The sequence below is a fragment of the Alteribacter keqinensis genome (assembly GCF_003710255.1).
In the GTDB taxonomy this organism is placed as follows: domain Bacteria; phylum Bacillota; class Bacilli; order Bacillales; family Salisediminibacteriaceae; genus Alteribacter; species Alteribacter keqinensis.
The window spans coordinates 1,816,893-1,836,321 of sequence record NZ_RHIB01000001.1 but is presented as its reverse complement, the minus strand read 5'-3'; the positions used below and the strand labels follow the sequence as shown (position 1 = coordinate 1,836,321).

The 19,429-nt window shown below is 45.6% G+C and carries 19 protein-coding genes and 1 pseudogene; 15 read left to right on the top strand and 5 right to left on the bottom strand.

The window, feature by feature from the left end; genetic code table 11:
- Positions 1-111: 111 nt before the first annotated feature.
- The 6 genes and pseudogenes from EBO34_RS08985 to EBO34_RS21215 all read left to right on the top strand — a co-directional run.
- Positions 112-1,080 carry a BMP family ABC transporter substrate-binding protein gene (locus EBO34_RS08985; RefSeq protein ID WP_122897556.1) on the top strand — a complete coding sequence of 323 codons (969 nt, stop codon included), beginning with the start codon at positions 112-114 and terminating at the stop codon, positions 1,078-1,080.
- Positions 1,081-1,190: 110 nt separating this feature from the next.
- Positions 1,191-1,745, top strand: a complete 555-nt coding sequence (locus tag EBO34_RS08980; protein WP_122897555.1) for a DinB family protein — start codon at positions 1,191-1,193, stop codon at positions 1,743-1,745.
- A gap of 189 nt (positions 1,746-1,934) precedes the next feature.
- A complete protein-coding gene (locus EBO34_RS08975) occupies positions 1,935-2,264 on the top strand; it encodes a hypothetical protein (protein ID WP_122897554.1) in 330 nt (109 codons plus the stop codon).
- Positions 2,265-2,655: 391 nt separating this feature from the next.
- Positions 2,656-4,086, top strand: a complete 1,431-nt coding sequence (locus EBO34_RS08970) for a phospholipase D-like domain-containing protein (RefSeq protein WP_122897553.1) — start codon at positions 2,656-2,658, stop codon at positions 4,084-4,086.
- 140 nt (positions 4,087-4,226) lie between these two features.
- On the top strand, positions 4,227-5,495 hold the full coding sequence (locus tag EBO34_RS08965) for a hemolysin family protein (protein ID WP_122897552.1): 1,269 nt from the start codon (positions 4,227-4,229) through the stop codon (positions 5,493-5,495).
- A gap of 287 nt (positions 5,496-5,782) precedes the next feature.
- Positions 5,783-5,974, top strand: a pseudogene (locus EBO34_RS21215) (penicillin-binding protein); the annotation flags it as partial.
- Between the two features lie 198 nt (positions 5,975-6,172).
- Here EBO34_RS21215 and EBO34_RS08955 read toward each other — a convergent pair.
- Positions 6,173-6,436 (bottom strand): hypothetical protein, encoded by a 264-nt coding sequence (locus EBO34_RS08955; protein ID WP_122897551.1) that lies wholly within the window; start codon positions 6,434-6,436, stop codon positions 6,173-6,175.
- A 224-nt stretch (positions 6,437-6,660) separates the two neighbouring features.
- On the opposite strand from EBO34_RS08955, the gene EBO34_RS08950 reads away from it, so the two are divergent.
- From EBO34_RS08950 to abc-f, 5 genes are all read left to right on the top strand, one after another.
- Entirely contained in the window at positions 6,661-7,593 is a 933-nt protein-coding gene (locus EBO34_RS08950) for a beta-ketoacyl-ACP synthase III (protein WP_122897550.1), read from the top strand.
- 38 nt (positions 7,594-7,631) lie between these two features.
- Complete coding sequence (gene fabF, locus EBO34_RS08945; RefSeq protein WP_122897549.1) at positions 7,632-8,873, top strand: beta-ketoacyl-ACP synthase II; 1,242 nt, start codon at positions 7,632-7,634, stop codon at positions 8,871-8,873.
- A 338-nt stretch (positions 8,874-9,211) separates the two neighbouring features.
- A complete protein-coding gene (locus EBO34_RS08940) occupies positions 9,212-9,412 on the top strand; it encodes a cold-shock protein (protein ID WP_026690263.1) in 201 nt (66 codons plus the stop codon).
- Positions 9,413-9,791: 379 nt separating this feature from the next.
- The gene (locus EBO34_RS21210) at positions 9,792-9,944 is read left to right on the top strand and encodes an RAxF-45 family protein (protein ID WP_419466039.1); all 153 of its coding nucleotides are present in this window, start codon (positions 9,792-9,794) and stop codon (positions 9,942-9,944) included.
- Positions 9,945-10,046: 102 nt separating this feature from the next.
- Positions 10,047-11,927, top strand: a complete 1,881-nt coding sequence (abc-f, locus tag EBO34_RS08935; RefSeq protein WP_122897548.1) for a ribosomal protection-like ABC-F family protein — start codon at positions 10,047-10,049, stop codon at positions 11,925-11,927.
- Between the two features lie 43 nt (positions 11,928-11,970).
- Here the strand turns inward: abc-f and EBO34_RS08930 are convergent, their stop codons facing one another.
- Positions 11,971-12,441: a DinB family protein gene (locus EBO34_RS08930; protein WP_122897547.1), complete on the bottom strand. Its 471-nt coding sequence runs from the start codon at positions 12,439-12,441 to the stop codon at positions 11,971-11,973.
- A 156-nt stretch (positions 12,442-12,597) separates the two neighbouring features.
- Here EBO34_RS08930 and EBO34_RS08925 point away from each other — a divergent pair, with 156 nt between their 5' ends.
- A complete protein-coding gene (locus EBO34_RS08925) occupies positions 12,598-13,077 on the top strand; it encodes a GNAT family N-acetyltransferase (protein ID WP_122898644.1) in 480 nt (159 codons plus the stop codon).
- 46 nt (positions 13,078-13,123) lie between these two features.
- On the opposite strand, the gene EBO34_RS08920 is transcribed toward EBO34_RS08925, so the two are convergent.
- A complete protein-coding gene (locus EBO34_RS08920; RefSeq protein ID WP_142996781.1) occupies positions 13,124-13,327 on the bottom strand; it encodes a hypothetical protein in 204 nt (67 codons plus the stop codon).
- A 149-nt stretch (positions 13,328-13,476) separates the two neighbouring features.
- Positions 13,477-13,719, bottom strand: coding sequence for a hypothetical protein (locus EBO34_RS20465; RefSeq protein WP_142996780.1), 243 nt, complete (start codon positions 13,717-13,719; stop codon positions 13,477-13,479).
- 194 nt (positions 13,720-13,913) lie between these two features.
- Between EBO34_RS20465 and EBO34_RS08915 the strand changes: the two genes are divergently transcribed.
- Positions 13,914-14,948, top strand: a complete 1,035-nt coding sequence (locus EBO34_RS08915; protein WP_122897545.1) for a zinc-binding dehydrogenase — start codon at positions 13,914-13,916, stop codon at positions 14,946-14,948.
- Between the two features lie 420 nt (positions 14,949-15,368).
- On the opposite strand, the gene EBO34_RS08910 is transcribed toward EBO34_RS08915, so the two are convergent.
- On the bottom strand, positions 15,369-16,382 hold the full coding sequence (locus EBO34_RS08910; protein ID WP_183163778.1) for an NERD domain-containing protein: 1,014 nt from the start codon (positions 16,380-16,382) through the stop codon (positions 15,369-15,371).
- 145 nt (positions 16,383-16,527) lie between these two features.
- On the opposite strand from EBO34_RS08910, the gene EBO34_RS08905 reads away from it, so the two are divergent.
- Together EBO34_RS08905 and EBO34_RS08900 are read left to right on the top strand one after the other, a co-directional pair.
- A complete protein-coding gene (locus EBO34_RS08905) occupies positions 16,528-17,937 on the top strand; it encodes an MDR family MFS transporter (RefSeq protein WP_122897543.1) in 1,410 nt (469 codons plus the stop codon).
- 551 nt (positions 17,938-18,488) lie between these two features.
- Positions 18,489-19,421 (top strand): LysM peptidoglycan-binding domain-containing protein, encoded by a 933-nt coding sequence (locus EBO34_RS08900; protein ID WP_142996779.1) that lies wholly within the window; start codon positions 18,489-18,491, stop codon positions 19,419-19,421.
- Positions 19,422-19,429: the final 8 nt, after the last annotated feature.

Here is a 19,429-nt window from a genome sequence, read left to right as displayed (position 1 = left end):
GAAAGGGGAACCGTGCTGTCGAACTTTTATATAGATATTAGTTATTTATACCTATATCATATAGCATGCAAGGCGTGTGGTGCTTGAGTGATCAGAGGAGTGAACAAACAGATGAACCGACTGCCAGTGCTTTTTATCCTTTTATTATCCGTTTTTCTGAGTGGCTGTGTAATTTCAGCTGAAAATGGCGGGCTGCACAAAGCGGGACTTCTCCTGCCCTATACAATGGATGACCAAGGGTGGAATTCAAAAGGGTATCAGGGAATCCTTGCTATTCATTCGTCTATGGAAGTGGATGTCCTGTACGAAGAGAACATTCGGAGTAAAGAAGCAATACATAATGCAGTAAAAGAGTTTGACGCAGGAGGCGTCAACTTGATCTTCGGTCACGGCAACATTTACGCCGATGCTTTTATGGAGCTGAAGGATGATTATCCGGATATTCATTTCGTGAGTTTCAACGGGGAAGTGGCAGGTGAAAATGTGACCAGCCTACATTTCCAGGGCTATTCCATGGGTTTTTTTGCTGGAATGCTCGCCAGCCGGATGTCAGAAACAAACGCAGTTGGTGTGATTGGCGCCTTTGACTGGCAGCCGGAGGTGGAAGGATTTGAAGACGGTGCCAGATTCGAACGATCCGATGTGGACGTTCACGTGGGTTTTGTAGAAAGCTGGATCGATGTGGAGGGAGCATTGGATATTTATGAAACGATGCGTGCAGACAACGTTGATGTGTACTACCCGGCGGGGGACGGCTATCATGTGGCGGTGATCGAACAGGTTAAAGCAGACGATGCCTATGCGATCGGCTACATTGCCGATCAGCTCGATCTTGGGGAGTCAACGGTTCTCACAAGCACCGTTCAGCGTGTGGACACCCTCTATGAGACTGTCGCCTCGCAGTTTAACACCGGCGACCTGGAAAGCGGAAACCGGTATTACGATTTCATGGAAGGGGTCATCGCCATGGGTGAATTTTCCGCAGATGTGCCCCGTGACGTGAAGGACTGGCTGACTGAATACGTTGAAATTTACACAGAGACAGGAAAACTGCCTTTCGAGGTAGAAGATAAAGAGTAAGAGAAAAAAGCGGATGTGGATGCATCTGCTTTTTTCTATAGCGGGGGAAGAGCGGCTGCATCGACCCTTGATCGCTTGATTCTATTAACTATAAAACAGAGGTGAAAATCATGGAAAAGAAAACATTATCACAAGGTCCGACCCGGGATTCTTTGTATTTACTAAACGGGCTCATTGAAACGCGGGAGAAACTGTTGGAAATGATTGACCAGGTGGACGACTCTGATCTGTATTTTCACTCTCAGGAGCTGCCTACACCAGCCGGGTACCTGCTTCACTTAGCTCAGGTTGAACTTTGGTGGAACCGTATCGGGCTTCAGCAAAGCGAGCTTTCCGCAGAGGAAAAAGAACGGTTTCACTTTATCGAAAAGCAGGAAATCGAAGCACCAACGGGTCTGGAGAAGTCGTGGTTTCTTGCCCGACTCGGTGAAGTTAGAAAAATGACCCGGGAACACTACATGACCATGAGCGACATGGAGTTCAAGCGTGCCTCGCTCCAGGTAAACCTGAATGGAAAAGATACCTTGTGCTCGCCTGAATGGGTTCTTTACCACCTCATCGATCACGAAAGCTATCACCGCGGGCAGATTGCCCTCCTGTTTAGGATGCTGAACGGGAAAAGAGAAAAATGGGACCACTTTAATACACCGTATTTATCTATTTGACAAAAAGCGGCCGCATTGTGCGGCCGCTTTTTCACTGCACAGTGGTGGGGGTCTGTCCCCCGAACAATTGTGTATATGGGGGTTTTGGGAAGGAGTTTTCGGATGTGCTGCCGAACGGCCGGTTTACTTGCATCCGGCTGTGACTTTCTTTACGATTAGGAGACGAAAACGTGAAGGAGAGGATTTTCAATGACAGAAGCAAATAAAGCATTAAAATCAATGGCGGACCGGGTTGTGAACGGATATAAGGCGGTTCACCGGAAAGACTTTCAGGAAGCAAAGGAACTTCTCGAACCACTCAAGCCTCTTCTGCACCAGGAAGACAAGCCGAATGTGACGTTTTTAGTCCACTTGTCCATGGCCCAGATCGGTACCCAGAGCGTGGAGGACTTCCTTGCTACCTATGAGGAGCTACAGCAATGCGAGCCGAAAAACGAAGAAGAAGCGAAGCTTAAAAAACGTGTGGATGAAACGTTTGAAGAACTGATGAAAAGCCTTGCGGAGCAGGCAGGGGAATAGATTCGATGCCAGGAGAGTGACCGGGGAGGTTGCTTCTTCTGGTTTTTTTGTACTTTGCATCTTTTTTTTCGCTGCAGGGGAGCTGTAAAAGTGTTTGGCAGAATTAATTCAAATTAGAGAAGAATTAATTCTGTTTTCGGCAGAATTAGATTTGTTTTCACCAGAATTAATCGTATTTTCGGTAGAATCTCCCTGTAATCAAGAGGTAAATAAGCGTTGACTCCTCCTATAACAGTTTTCGGCAGAATAAACTCTGTTTTCGAATAGAGTTAATCCGTTTGGAAATAAATCCGCTGGGTCCAGAATGGCGAATCCCGTACTCTCTGTCCTCCGAGCCGAATGACACCCTCCCAATTGCCTCATAATATAAGCAAAAGGAGGGGACCAAACCATGAACGTCAAACGCCTCATCGCAGCAATTATTATTATATTTTCAGCCATCGTCGTGCCCGTTTCCATCTACGGACATACAAAGCCTCTCCCTGAAGGATTCTCCTATGAAGGACCGGTTCACCGCACTTCCGAAGTTGAATTCCTACAGGATCTCACCTACGAAAAAAACGGAGAAACCATCATCAATCAGGAGATTGTCAACCGGATGCTTTTATCGATTAAAGAAGCTGAACAATTCATCGTCATCGATATGTTTTTATTTAACGACCACGAAGAACCGGCGCAAAACTACCCATCCCTGGCCAAAAAAGTAACAAACGCTCTCCTTGAAAGAAAGACCGAGTGTGAGAATCTTAACATTCTTTTTATCACCGATGAAATCAACCGGTCATACAGTTCCCACGAATCTCCCCACATTAAAAAGCTCAGGGAGCATGGCATACATACAGTTTATTTTGATAACACGAAGCTGCGGGATCCTGCACCTGCATACTCCGGCATGTGGCGAACGTTTGCCCAGTGGTTCGGCACGGGGGACCAGGGTTGGATCCCGAACGTAATGAGTGCCGAACTCCCGGATGTGACCGCCCGATCTTATCTGAAGGCTCTGAATTTAAAAGGCAACCACCGCAAATTGATATTCACCGAAAAAGAAGCCTTTGTAACTTCTCTGAACTTTCAAGGTCGTGGCGCCTACAATTCAAACTTTGCCTTGGTGGTCAAAGGCAGCGTCATTAACGACCTTCTTTATACAGAAAAAAGAACAGCGGAAGAGTCCGGGTTTGATGCCCAGATGCTAGACACCTTTGCTGCAAAATCGTCCGATGCCACAGGAAAGTATGAAGTTCAAGTTCTTACGGAGGGTAAAATTGAAAAACACCTCCTGAAGGAGATCGCATCGTCAGGACCGGAATCCGCGATTACTGTCGCAGCCTTTTACCTGTCGGACAGGGAGCTCATTCACGCACTCGTTGATGCGTCCGAACGTGGCACTGACATACGGATTATTCTTGATCCGAACATTCATGCTTTCGGTAAAACCAAACCCGGCATTCCAAACCAGGTGGTGGCCCATGAACTGGAAGAGCGTTCTTCGGGAAAAATAAAAGTGCGCTGGTATAATACACCCGCTGGAGAGCAGTATCATACAAAATTATTCAAGTTTGATTCATCTGAAAGAACCACACTCATCGGTGGCGCTGCAAATTTTACACGTCGGAACATTGATGATTTTAACCTCGAAACCGATCTTAAAGTGTCTGGAAAGCCGGACACGCCTTTGATGAAAGAAGTGTCCGCTTACTTTGACCGGCTTTGGTCGAATGAGGATGGAGACTTTACTGCCGACTCGGAAAAATACAAAGACAGCTCCCGGTTGAAGCACATGCTCTATATCCTGCAGGAACGCACAGGATTCTCGACATTCTGATTAGTACAGCTGCCAGGCGGTTCGCGAACCAATTCACAAACCGCCCGGTACTAGGAAAGAGGAGTGGTCGGAATAATGAAAATATTGTATTGACATTCCGCAGAAAAGTATATAATTAAACGAAAGGGAGAGTGATGGCGTTGGGAGATGTTCCCCTGCTGCTAATTTTATTTTTAGTTTTACTGCTGTTATTGTCTGCTTTTTTCTCATCAGCAGAGACGGCATTTTCAAGTGCCAACCGGATCCGGTTAAAAACGATGAAGGACGATGGTAATAAAGGGGCCGGAAAGGCTCTTTATATTACCGAACACTTTGACCAGGCCCTGTCTACCATCCTGGTCGGAAACAATCTTGTAAACATCGCTGCTGCGACGATTTCTGCCCAGTTGGCGGTACAGATTTTCGGTCCGAGTCTGGGCGTGTTTATCAGTACGTTTGTTGTGACCATTTTGGTGTTGATTTTTGGGGAGATCCTGCCGAAATCCTTTGCAAAAGAGTATGCGGAGGCGTTCAGTTCAAAGATTTCAGGGGTACTGCTTCTTTTAATCAGGGTTATTTACCCGGTCAACTGGTTGTTTCTTCAGTTAAAGAAAGGTGTTTCTTCACTCATTGAAAAGAATGACACCCACCCGTCGGTGACGGAAGAAGAATTGAAAATGATGGTGGAAATCAGTGAAGAAGAAGGAGTCATTGATGAGAATGAGCGAGAACTGGTTCACCGTTCGTTTGATTTTAATGACATTATTGTAGCCGAAGTGTTTAAGCCGAGAACGAATATGACGGCGTTAAATGTGACCGAGGATATCGAAGTGATTAAAGAGACTTTCTTCAGGGAACGTTTTTCCAGAATCCCGATTTATGAAGGGAACATTGATAACATCATTGGTGTTTTATCTGAGAGGGATTTCTTTACCTCCTACATTCGGGGTGAAGTTGATATAAGAGCGCTGGTCCGGGAACCGATCTTTGTAGTGGAATCGATGAAGATTCATGCTCTGCTGCCCCAGCTGCAAAAGGAAAAAATTCATATGGCCATCGTAATCGACGAATACGGGGGGACGAGCGGGCTCATTACACTTGAGGATATACTCGAGGAGCTCGTTGGGGAAATTTACGATGAACATGACGATGATGTAAAGCTGTTTAAACAGATGGATGCATCAACCTACCTTTTTCATGCCGACTATCCGTTGGATGACTTTGCACGGTTCACAGGAGTGGAGCTCCCGGATACGATTTATCACACACTGGGAGGCTGGCTGTCTGAGGAATTCCAGCGGATTCCTGATAAAGGAGATGAGTTGACCTACGAAAACCTGAATTTGAAAGTACACGAGTCCGATGAACGACGGGTTCGAACCATTATGGTAACTTCAGAACTTCTGCCTAATGCATCTGCATCAGGTTGATAATAATAAACCCGGAACCCCAATCAGGTTCCGGGTTTTCCTATTTCCCCCTAATCCCACTCACACAAAATTGTGCGGCGACAGACCCGTGTCGGTGCTGTTGTCTGGGTGACAACTAGGCTGGGGGGACAGGCGCGTTTGGGTATTGTCCTCATATGATGGTAGGGAGCAGACGCGTTTGAGGGCGTACTGGCGAATGGTTAAGGAGGCTTACATTTATGACGATATATCCTGCGTATTACCGTGGGGGAGGCTACAGAGGGGGACCTCGGCCGGGACCGGGTCCGGGACCTGGTCATGACGAGCGTTACTTCCCGTTTATTCCGTTTCTTGGAGGACTTGCATTAGGTGGGCTGGTTGGTGCACTGGGACCTTGGAACAGACCACCGTACCCTCCAGGCTGTGTTCCGCCTTATTGCCAGCCGGGGTTTGGCCCGCAGTTCGGTCCAGGCTTTGGTCCGCAGTTTGGCCCGAGTTACGGCCCGCAGTTTGGTAACCAATTCGGCCCGAGCTTTGGTCCGCAATTTGGCAATCAGTTCGGCGGGCAGAGTTACGGCCCGGGTCAGGGAAGCTTTTACGGAAGCACCTACCAATAAGAAAAACTCCGCTTCCGGCGGAGTTTTTTTATGTAAGGAGATCCGCAGTGCGGTTCTCCAGGGGGATAAGGGATGGATGAGTCAATCGTCCTTTGGTTTGGTGATGGCAACCTTTTTGATCGCGTCCCAAATCGGCGCCAGATGTTTTGCGTAGGGCTTTAGTTTTTCTGCTGTATCCATGATTGCCGCAATCTGTGCCATCGTCTGCTCCATCTGAGCTTCGGACATCTCAGTTTCCTCAGATACTTCTTCGTTTTCCGGCTGTTCCTCTTCTTCAGGCCGGGCCCCAAACATCAAGTCATCAAAAAAGTTCCGTCCCGGTCGTTCCTGTTCCTCCTGAGCCATGATATCACCTTCCTTTGAAAAAACATTCTCACTGTCATTCTATGATCCAGCTTCTAAACGGTATGGGGGACTGTCCTAAAATCATTGCATTTCTTTTAGTACTAGGTCATAATATTAAGTATAAATTGTGGAAACACCAAGGACAGACCACCGGTTGCAAAAAAACATGGCGCCACCTTTGGCATGCTCATGTTTTTTTCCCGCGTAGAGGGAGGAGAATAGAGATGAGAGCAGGAATTTGGAGTATAGGCTCCTACGTTCCGGAACATGTTGTAACCAATGAGGAACTGGAGAAAAAGGTAGACACGTCAGATGAGTGGATTCAAACCCGCACGGGGATTAAAGAGCGCCGCATCGCTTCAGATGATGTGGACACGTCTGATATGGCGTATTTCTCAGCTGTTGATGCATTAAAAAAAGCCGATGTGGCAGCAGAAGATATTGAACTGATTATCGTAGCAACCGTAACAGGGGAGTACCGTTTTCCGTCTGTTTCAGCCATGATCCAGGACCGGCTCGGGGCAAAAAAAGCAGCCGCAATGGATGTCGGCGCTGCCTGCGCAGGGTTTATGTATGGACTGGCTACCGCGAAACAGTTCGTTGAAAACGGTGCCTATGAAAAAGTACTGGTGGTAGGCGTTGAGAAGCTCTCCAAAATCGTCGACTGGCAGGACCGGAACACAGCCGTTCTTTTCGGAGACGGTGCAGGAGCTGCAGTTGTAGCACCGGCATCTGGGGATAGAGGGATTCTCTCTTTTGAACTTGGTTCCGACGGCAGTGGCTGGCCGCATATTAAACAGGAAAAATATCTGATGATGAACGGCCGTGAAGTATTTAAGTTTGCTGTTCGCCAAATGGGTGAATCATCGATTAACGCCCTGGAGAAAGCAGGACTCACTAAAGACGACTGTGATTTCCTCGTACCTCACCAGGCAAACATCCGGATCATGGAAGCTTCCCGTCAGCGTCTTGACCTTCCAATCGAGAAAATGAGTAAGACGGTTGACCGCTACGGCAACACGTCATCCGCATCTATTCCTCTATCTTTAATGCATGACATTGATAATGGTAAAATAAAAGACGATGATATCGTCGTTTTAGTCGGATTCGGCGCCGGCCTCGTATGGGGTTCTATGGCCATCCGATGGGGTAAATAAACAGCATAAAACAGGCACAGAGAAAGGAGTCTTTTATCATGAAAAAGAACAGAGTCGTGGTAACGGGTATGGGTACCGTTAACCCTCTAGCAAATGATCTGGCACAAACATGGACAAAGCTCATTAACGGTGAATCGGGAATTGATGTTTTTAACCGGTATGAAGAAGCGAATTTTCCAACAAAGGTAGCAGGTGAAGCCAAAGACTTCGACCCAGGCAGCTTTATGGATAAAAAAGATGCCCGTAAAATGGACCGCTTTACGCAATTTGCTGTAGCTGGTGCACATATGGCGGTCAAAGACGCCGACTTGACGATCGATGAGTCCAATGCGGACCGTGTCGGCGTCTGGATCGGCTCGGGTATCGGGGGAATGGAAACGTACGAAAAGCAGTTCCGTCTTTATGAGAAGCGCGGACATCGCCGAGTAAGCCCGTTTTTTGTCCCAATGCTCATTCCTGATATGGCCAGTGGACAAGTTTCCATTCAGCTTGGGGCAAAAGGCATTAACTCCTGTACGGTAACGGCGTGTGCCTCCGGTGCAAACTCCATCGGTGACGCGTTTAAAGTAATCGAGCGTGGAGACGCTGATGTGATGATTACGGGCGGGGCAGAAGCGCCGCTTACAGAAATGTCATTCGCCGGCTTTACGAGTGCCCAGGCCATGTCACGGAACCCGGATCCGAAAACAGCGAGCCGCCCGTTTGATAAAAACCGTGACGGCTTTGTGATGGGTGAAGGTGCGGGAATTCTCATTCTTGAATCTCTTGAAAGTGCCGAGAAGCGCGGCGCCCGTATTTACGCTGAAATCGTAGGATACGGCGCCACTGGTGACGCGTATCACCTGACTGCTCCGGCACCAGAGGGAGAAGGGGGCGTCCGTGCCATGCGTCAGGCGATTGAGGACGCTGGTCTTAAGCCTGAGGACATCACCTACATGAACGCGCACGGGACAAGCACAGAGTATAACGATAAGTACGAGACGATTGCCGTGAAGACCGTTTTCGGCGATCACGCCCGTAACCTGGCGATCAGCTCAACAAAGTCCATGACCGGACACCTGCTCGGTGCTGCTGGTGCCATTGAAGCGATCTTCTCGGTTAAAGCGATCGAGGAAGGGATCATCCCGCCAACGATGAACCTTGAAACACCGGATGAGGACTGCGATCTCGATTACGTACCTAACGAAGCCCGCAGACAGGACGTGAGCGCTGTCCTGAGCAACTCGCTCGGGTTCGGCGGCCACAACGCTACCCTTGTGTTTAAAAAGTTCAGTAAGTAATTGGTATGGAAAAAGTGCGAAACCTTTTGGATTCGCACTTTTTTAGATTGAGGATGTTATGATTCCGCGGATGAAGGTGTTTTTTCTTTCAATAACATCACTCATTCTTCCGGTAATCCCTTTATTTCTGCCTTTTTTAAGTAGGCATAAAGGTTTATTTCAAAAGAAATTGCGCTATAATTTGCTTTTCCCGATTTCATCTGTTATTCTAAAGAAGAATTATTTTTGTTCAGTTACATAGGACAGAAAAGTTTTGAACTCTTCGCCTTTGATAGCTACATGAACATCAATAGTAATAAATCGTGGATCAAAGAAAATCCACACAGGAGGCTACACACATGCAAGAAGGTACAGTAAAATGGTTTAACGCAGAAAAAGGTTTTGGTTTCATCGAAGTTGAAGGTGGAGACGATGTATTCGTTCACTTCTCAGCTATCCAAGGCGAAGGATTCAAAACTCTTGAAGAAGGTCAAAGTGTTACTTTCGAAACAGAGCAAGGTCAACGCGGACCTCAAGCTGTTAACGTAAACAAAGCATAATTGACCAAAGAGAACCCTCATTGAGGGTTCTTTTTTTATGCTGAAGTTTTGTGGAGGTTCAGTTAGAGGGGAGAAGGGGGGAGCGTTTTTTGGCGAATGGCCGATATATTCATGTTAGTGGTCGATAAAATAAAAAACTGCCTGCCATATGCCGGACCCTAGAAGGAGGGACCCGAACATTCAGCAAACAGTCAGAAGACACTATGGTGCAGGTAATAAAATGGTTAAGTAAAGCATACCACAGTTTTCTACAAATACCTAAATAATTTTTCGCGACCCAAAAATAAAAAAATCAGCTGAATTATCAGACTGGTTTGACAACTTATGCTGGATCTCGTATGATAATTAAGAATACATAGCAGAACGGAGGTGGGTAGAGATGAATCAGACTATTGCAGGCCAAAAGCGTGAACGATCGTTTTTATATATTGTTCGTGCTGTTTTTTATATTGCTGTGAAACACGGGACACGTGTGTCTTTTTTTAACAGCTCAATAAAACCAGCAACAGTTAGAACATCTCTATCCCACTGAATAAAGGCGTAAATGGGGAGAGCTCTTTGCTCTCTATTTTTATGCTTGGGACCATGAGGCTTCTTGCTCATGGTCCTTTTTCTTTAATCTAAGGAGGCTGCTATGATTACATGCAATGGAAAAAATATACGAATGAGTTTTACAGGCGATCCCGTTTTAAACGGAATCAGCTTTGATATATCAGAAGGTGACCGCATCGGTATTGTCGGCCGGAACGGGAGCGGAAAAACAACCCTCATGAAGATCATGAGCGGTAAGGAAAAGCCAACGGAAGGTGACATTCACTGGAAAAAAGGAACGAAGATCGGCTGCCTGGCTCAAATTCCAGACTATCCGGAGCTCATGACCGGTGCTGACGTCCTGAGAACGGCATTTGGTCATTTGTCAGGGCTTGAAAGCGAAATGAGGGCACTTGAAAACGAAATCAGTACAGAAACAAACGAAACCAGGCTGAACAACCTTGCTGCAGAATACGGGGAAAAGCAGGAGCTTTTTGCTTTAAACGGCGGCTATGAAATGGAAGCTCAGCTTGATAGTGTCGCTCACGGTCTGCACTTGGATTCCCTCATGAGTCAATCATTCCAGGCTCTCAGCGGCGGTGAAAAAACAAAGGTCTGCCTTGGAGTTCTGCTCTTGGAAAAACCGGATTTACTCCTGCTGGACGAACCGACAAACCACCTTGATTTGAAGTCTGTTGAGTGGCTCGGACGATTTCTCAACAATTACGAAGGAACCGTTGTGATGATTTCCCACGACCGTTATTTCCTTGATGAGACTGTGCAAAAGATTTTTGACGTGGAAGAGGGGGAATTGACGGTTTATTACTCCAATTACTCTTCTTTTGTCAAGGAAAAGGAAAAGCGTCTTCTCGCTGAATTTCAGCGGTACGAAGAACAGCAGAAGAAGCTGAAGAAAATGCGTGAAGCGATTAAGAGGCTGAAAGAGTGGGCCAACCGCGCCAACCCGCCAAATGAAGCGATGCATAGACGGGCGAGAAATATGGAGCGGGCAATGGAACGGATGGAAAAAATCGACCGACCTGTTCTTGAGAAAAAGAAAATGGCGATCGATCTTAAGGCGTCAAGCCGAAGCGGAACGGACACCGTTATTTTAAAAGAAGTCGAAAAGAGTTTCGGTGAAAAACGACTTTTTGATGGTGCTTCGATGCACCTTCGTTATCAGGATCGGGCTGTTCTCATCGGGGATAACGGCTCCGGAAAATCGACACTGCTGAAAATGATTTCCGGGGAGCTAGTTCCTGAATCTGGTAACGTGAAGATCGGAAGTCAGGTGAAAGTCGGTTATTTATCCCAGCATGTCTTTACCGATGCCGAGCAAAATCTCACTGTTATTGATGGGTTCCGGGATGAAATCCCTGTAACAGAAGGAGAAGCACGGCATATCCTTGCGAGGTTTCTCTTCTACGGATTTTCCGTGTTTAAAAAGCTTGGTGATTTAAGCGGCGGAGAGAGAATGCGTCTGCGTCTGGCTCAGCTCATGTATCAGGAAGTGAACCTTCTCCTGCTTGATGAACCGACCAACCACCTGGACATTGACTCAAGAGAAGTATTGGAAGACGTTCTTGAAGACTACGAGGGTACGATTCTTGCTGTTTCCCACGACCGGTATTTTATCAACAAGCTGTTTACGACCGTATACTGGCTGGATGAAGGGAAGCTTCATTTCTTTAACGGCGATTACGAATGGGCAAAACAGAAGCTGGCTGAACGAAAAGAGAAGGGTGAAGAACCTGCGAAAACGAAGAAGAAAACAGCTGTGCCGGATAAAAGGAAGGAAACAGCATCCTCATCCTCTGATACCATTGAAAAACAGCTCAAAGAATGTGAGGCGGCTATTCACCAGCTTGAAACCCGTCTTATAGAAGAGGAAAGTCTTGAGGCATTACAAAAGCTCTATGATCAAAAGGAAAAGCTTGAAAAGAAACGAACCGAGCTTTACGAACAATTGGAGACATTCATTTAAACAAAACAAAAGCGCTCTTCCATGCAGGGAGGAGCGCTTAGTTTTATATGTTCTGTAACCCCCGGCCGATTCCGTTTGCCGACACCGGTTTCAATCCGAGCTCTCGGGACCAGACGGAAAGCTGGCCAATATGATGAATTTCGTGTGCGATAATGTGGTGACCGATTTCAAACTTCGTAAAACCGGCGTTCAGCCACGAAGCTTGAACCAAATCATTCTTTGTCCACTCATCCGGACAGACATTTAAAAACACCTGAATTTCTTTACGGTATGTATCTGAAAGATCCTTTAGTTTTTCCAGCGTACTGTACTCCTCAAATGACTCAGCAATATCTTCTTTTCCCATCACGGCCCGCACCCAGCTGTACTCCACATCAATGATATGAAACAGTGTATACAATATGCTTTTGGGACCGCCGACACGCTCCTTTAAAAGATCTTCTTCAGAAAGCTGTTTGCACCAGGCAAACCACTCATCCCGTACCTGCCAGTTATAATCAAAAAACGATCTCATCTGTTCACCCCATTCAAATTTTCTGCACCATATCTAATTAGTGAAAGAGAGGACGTAACCCTTCTTTTTCCATAAAACTCTATCCGATTCTGAAAGGTTGAATTACAATGGAAAGAACCGCAAAGGAGATGACAGCAGGTGAGCACAGACAAACAAATGATTAAATCATACTCGAGTGAATATCAGGATGAGGTGGTGGAGTTAATTCTCTCCATCCAGCAAACCGAATACAGCATTCCAATCACAAAGGACGATCAGCCTGATCTGTTGAAGATCGAAGATGTTTACCAGAATGGAGCGGGCAACTTCTGGGTTGCCGTTCACAACGGAAAAGTAGCAGGCACAATCAGTCTCCTGGATATAGGAGAAGGACATGTGGCATTAAGAAAAATGTTTGTACATAAAGACTATCGCGGCAAGCCAATGAACACGGCGAGCCTTTTACTGAGAACGGCACAAACCTGGGCCAGGTCCAAATACGTCCGCACCATTTACCTTGGCACAACACCGCAGTTCCTGGCAGCCCACCGATTCTATGAAAAAAACGGATTCACTGAAATTGAACAGACAGATCTCCCCGAACGCTTCCCGGTATTAGAGGTAGACAAGAAATTCTACAAATACGACATCCGATGACCTAAAAAACAGGCATAGAGAATGGATCTCTATGCCTGCCTTACGTTTACTTCTCTTTTTCATCATGCAAATGCTTAGTGTTCCTGTAATACCGCACAACAAGGGTGTATAAAATCGCAAACTGCACGAGGAACAGGAAGATTTGCGCCGTACCAGATGTAAACACCTGCCTGAGAGGCAGAAACACCAGAGCCGATAACCCGATATAAATGGCAATGTATTTTAAAAGCAGCTTCGTCGAATATTTCATGAGGGCCTCCATCGTAATCTTAGCTTCCTTTATGCTACCACGTGGATCGGCCCGGTTCAAACTTTCACTGGGAAAATGAGAGACTTATGGAAACAACAAAATAAGCCCAACCTTCGGTCCAAAAACGAACCGAGGGTTGTAGTCATTTCCTATTCTCCTGTTTTATCTGAATCCGGGGTAACTGTGTATTGAGTCGGCAGGTCATCCCAAATGGTCTCGTCCGCTTCATAGATTGATCTGTCTGCAACTGCACGAATACTTTGCTGTATAGCTGTGACAGCCTGATTTATTAAATAACCGTTGCTTATTTGACCAAAAATAGAATTAGTGCTCGGTGAGTCTGTCATCCCTCTCATCTCAAAGAAAAGAGTAGGGGCAATGGTCATCAGCACAAAAATTCTCTCTGCAATTGCAGTCCAATTTGCGTATCACCCGACCGAAAAGGGTGAGGAGGTTGAGGTGTTTCCTCCGTTTAATATGCTTGAATGCATGCAGTGAGCTGATGACTTGATAAGAACAATGAATAGCCTTATGATTGACGCCGCATATTAGACGAGAAAAGCGAATTTGAAAGGGGGGGTATGCCATGAAAGCAGTTCAAGTGACAGGGTACGGAGATGTGGATCAATTGAAGGTGACGGACATCCCCACTCCTGATCCGAGAGAAAATGAAGTACTCGTTCAGGTGAAATCCTGTGCGATCAACAATACGGAAATCTGGATGAGAGAAGGCGCTTATGGCCAGGGAGGAAAGTCCGGATGGCGTCCGGAAGGTGTTCAATTCCCCCGTACTCCAGGTTCTGATATTAGTGGAAAAGTGGTACAGGTTGGTTCGCAAGTTGATGATAGGATGCTTGACAAAGACGTGGTTCTGTTTCCGTTCACATCCAGTGGACCAGAAGGACAGGAACACATTGCAGAAGATATGTCTTTCATCGGTTCTGAATATGATGGTGGATATGCCGAATACGTCGTTTGGCCGGCTGAGCTTTGTTTCGATATGCCGCTTGACGACTACACGGAAAGCTGTGTGTTTTCGGTCAGTGGCATGACCGCCTGGCATATGGTTGAACAAGTACAGCCGAAGCCCGGCGAAACAGTGATTGTTACTGGAGCGAACGGCGGTGTGGGATCGCTTAACGTGCAGATCGCATCAAAAGTCTTCGGTGCGGATGTCATCGCTCTTGTGGGAGATTTGAGCATGGAGGACCAAATGAAGGAACTCGGAGCGACACATGTCTTGTCATACAAATCCGAGAATTTGGAAGAAGATATTTTATCAGCAAACGGCGGTCCTGTCGATACCGTGCTTGATGTCGTTGGAGCTGCCCTGTTTTCTATGTCTATGAGCGTTTTGAAAAAAGGTGGTAAATTCTGTACGTCCGGCTCTTCCGGAGGACAGAAAACGGAACTCGATTTCCGCACCCTTTATTTGAAGCATATTACCATGTACGGATCCGTTTTAGGAACACGTGAAGAATTCAAACGGATGCTTCGTGCGATCTCTGAGCACAAAATCAAGCCGGTCATCGACAGGACATATCCTTTAGAGGAAGCGAAAGAAGCACAGAAATATTTTAAGAAAGCAGGAAAAAAAGGCAAAATTGTCCTTATTCCTTAAAAGCTGTTTCACCAATCTGACGAACCTGTTTCACTCGCGTAGTGAAGCAGGTTGTTTAATTTTTCCGCCATTTGTAATGGTATCCCATTGTTGAACAAAAAGATTTGATTCCATTTGGGACTCAAATAGAATTGAAACTTCATTTGAATAGGTTGGCATTTTACAATAAGCAAGAATAAGAGGTGCTGCTGGGAAAGGGCGGTTTCCCTCCTTTAAATGTTCATTTATTTACATTTACATAGTTAAATCAATAGTCCTACATTCATTACTTATGCATTGTCTCTGGTGTTTATCTTCACCGCCTGCGACGGGTGTAGGTTTGTATATGGGTGAACAAAGCAACCTCGCATTCTTACATTCGAGGTTGTTATTTGCTCTAGAATTATCCATACAAATGAAGTAACTATTCAAGTAGATATCTCACATGAAATCATTGCTGATAACTGCTAAAATACCCTCGCCGTATTTTTCAACTTTCTTCTGACCAAACCCTTTTACCTCTAGTAACTCATCTTTTGTAGCAGGAGGGTTCTCAATTAATGCTTTCATTTCCGAATTGCTAAACACCATATACGCTTTAATTCCTTCTTTACGGGCGGTTTTAAGCCGGTACTCTTTTAGATTTGCTTCAAGTGAAAGGTGGCTTGTCTTTACAACTGGAGTTTCAGTTGCAGCTACTTCCCGAATTGCATATTTAGAAGCTGCATCCATTTCAAGTGGTTTATTGTGTGCGAGTAGAAACTCACCAATCTCATACAAATACTTCTCTAGGGTGTCACGGTTGTTACTTGGGTTATCTAATTCTTTCTTAATAAGGTTCTTTACCTGATCATACTTATAGATCTGGTTGCTGACATGTTTAGGAGCTTTGGATTTATCCAAAATGGTTTTTGCGTTTGCCATGATAACTGCTGATTTAACAGGCATATTCCCTATTAATTTTTTACTCATCAGAACCTCTTTTAAAATAGCTACATGTCGTTCATTTTGAGAAACAGGGCTGTAGATTCCTTCTTTTTTATAGACTTTTCCGTACTTATTTTTAAACAAACGAATAAAATCACCGTCTGGTGTAATCGTTATATCACCTGTCAGCTTTTTCGTTTCTAAGACGATAATCTCTTTTCGTGTGATTACAATAAAATCAAATTGAGCTATGTAATCTGCATGTTCCAATCGAATGTCATGAAGACAGATCATAGGCAAAAATGAATTTTTCAGTTCATAATAGACATTTGCTTCTCCTTCAATGCCTTGCTTAAGAAAGGCAATATCTCTATTTAGCCATTCAGAGTGATGGTCTGGTGAACTTGCTAAAGAGGTAAGAGAAGTTAGTTGATTGTTCTCTTTAGTGAACTCTTTCATAAAAATGGGCTTCGTTATTGTTCGTTTCCCGTTCATTACTCTATATAGCATAGAATCAATAATAGACACGAGATCACCTCCGAGGTTTATATAGGAATATTCTAACATATAATATGAATTTTTTACCAAGTTACTTTTATTAGCAAAACCTTTCAACTCGTTCATCTGCTATACTGAATTAAGATTATTGTCTCGTGGAAAGGATCCATCAGCTATGAATACATACCAGAAGAAAATTGTGATTGCCCTTTTGATTGCCACGTTTCTGGCGGCGATTGAAGTAACGGTGATCAGTACGGCGATGCCGAGCATCACCAGTGACCTTGGGGGTCTCGACCTGATCAGCTGGGTGTTTGCCATTTATCTATTAACCTATGCGGTTATGACCCCGATCTTTGGGAAACTGGCCGATTTGTTTGGCCGGAAGAAGATATTTATAACAGGAGCCACACTCTTTCTGATCGGTTCTGCTTTGTGCGGACTCTCCCAGACGATGGAGCAGCTTATTTTGTTCCGTGCGGTTCAGGGAATCGGGGCCGGGGCTCTTATGCCGATGACCTTTACCATCGTCGGGGATGTGTTTTCCTATGAGCAGCGGGCTAAAGCCCAGGCGATTATCGGATCGATCTGGGGCATTGCGGGGATTTTTGGTCCTCTTGTAGGCGGTTTTTTCGTCGACTTTCTTACGTGGCACTGGATTTTTTACATCAACATCCCGTTCGGCCTTGTGAGTATGTATCTGATTTGGCGAAACCTTGATGAAAAAATTGAAAAGCGAAAGCGTTCCATCGATTATGGTGGGGCAATGACGTTCATTATCGGAGCGGGGGCCCTGCTTTACGCTCTGTTGTCAGGCGGAAACGAAATTGCCTGGAACGAACCGCTCATGTTTATTCTGATTGCCATAGCCATGTCATTTCTGGCTATCTTCATAGTAATTCAGTTTAAGGTAAAAGAGCCGATGGTACCGTTCAAGCTGTTTAAAATAAGGCACCTTTTAGTAGCAAACATTTGCGGCCTCCTGATGGGGGCGATCCTGATCGGACTTACTGCCTATCTGCCCCTTTGGGTGCAGGGCGTTCTCGAACTCCCGGCGACCTATTCCGGACTCACGCTTATTCCCATGAGTCTCGGCTGGCCTCTTGCCGCGTTTGTAAGCAGCCGTTTGCTTGGTAGTTTAGGGGCGAAACCGATTGTGTTATCAGGGGTAACTATAATTACGATAAGCACCTTTGCGCTTACGTTCATTTCAGGCGCCACGCCAAACTGGACGCTCATCGGGATCATGTTCTTTGTAGGAACCGGATTCGGCTTGTCCATGACGATGTTTTCAGTTATCGTCCAGTCATCGGTATCCTGGGATAACCGGGGAGCTGCAGCTTCTTCCAATGCCTTTTTACGAACACTCGGACAGACATTGGGAATCACCATACTCGGAACGGTTTTAAACCAGTTCATCGGCGGGCATACGAATAATGGAACGAGTGTGGCACCGGCGATTCTTGCGGAAGGACTCCATGCCGTCTTTATCATCCTGTTTGTTTTAGCCCTGGCAACGCTGATTGCCACCAGCCTCTTACCGAAAGAGGAACCGGCGGGTGCAAGGGAACCTGCCAAAACATAAGGAGGGAATTACATGTCTGTAACGGACCTGAAAGCACAAAAAAGTGGATGAAAATCCCCCAGGACATTAGGAAAAAACTTCTGAGTAATGTCTTTTGTTCGAAATGTTCCGAAACCACCATCGTGGATTATGATATGAAAGATGACCAATATGGGATTCTGCTTGAAGGGAAATGCAAGACTTGCGGCAAGCCTGTTGCGAGACTGATCGAGGATTAATGTAGGAAAAAGCGCTGCCGGAGAGAACTTCGGTGGCGTTTTTTAATGAATCTTTGATAGAGAAAAAGTAAAGAGCCATAACTTCCCTAAAGTTGAAAAGTATGTAGATTGACGTTTTAAGATACAAGGATTTGAAGTAAAAGTATTTACCGTAAACTAGAACGTTTAATTAATATAGTTAACTAGTTTTATACAACTTATAAAAAAAACCAAAACAAATGTTACAAAGAGATTAAGAAAGTGTTAAACCGACAGGATTCGGAAGGATTCACCACAGTTTCCATCAAAAGGTTTGTCATAACAGATTTTTTGACAAACAAGGGAGAGGAAACTATGAAAAAACGAATTACAGCTTTAACAGTAATGGGGAGCCTGTTGTTTGCGGGAAATGCAATGGCTTCCAGTACGTATACGGTAGAATCGGGAGATACGTTATGGCGGATTGCCACCAACCATAATATCAGTGTGGACGAGCTGATGACATTAAATGATCTGAATGGCACTGTCATCTATGCTGGACAGTCGCTGACCATTAGTCCTGCGGGGGAGGAAGGACCTCCCTCATCGTCAGGTACATATACTGTTCAGTCGGGTGATACCTTGTTTGCAATTGCCAGTCGTTTTAACACGACAGTGAGCCAGTTGCTTGAATTAAATCCTTCCATAACAAATGCCAACCTCATGCAAGTCGGTCAGGTGATCAACGTTCCTGGAGGGAAAGGTGGCAATGACAATGGAGAAGGTTCTCCTTCGCCAACAGAAAACGGGGTTATAAACTATACGGTTCAGTCAGGGGACACATTTTATGGGATTGCATACAGCAATGGGATGACGCAGGATATGCTGCGTGCGTTCAACCCGTCTGTTACGAATCCCGGTAATTTGAGTGTCGGACAAAGCATTCAAGTACCGACACAAGACCTTATTGACCTGTCTAAAATCGTCCATTTGGAAGCAAGAGGAGAGCCAATGGATGGCCAGGTGGCGGTGGCGAACGTGGTACAAAACCGCGTTGCTGACAGCCAGTTCCCGAATACTATGCACAGTGTGCTTCATCAGGACAATCAATTTACTCCAGTGGGAAACGGGAGCTTCGCAACAGCAATCCCGAATCAAAATCCGATTGAAGCGGCCAAACGGGCAATCGGAGGAGAAAATGGGGTTCCGGAGGCGTTGTTCTTCTTTAACCCGAGCACCTCAAACAGCGAGTTTATGAGAAGCAGGGAAGTCGTCACTGATATTGGAAATCATCGATTTGTAAAGTAGAATTAGAG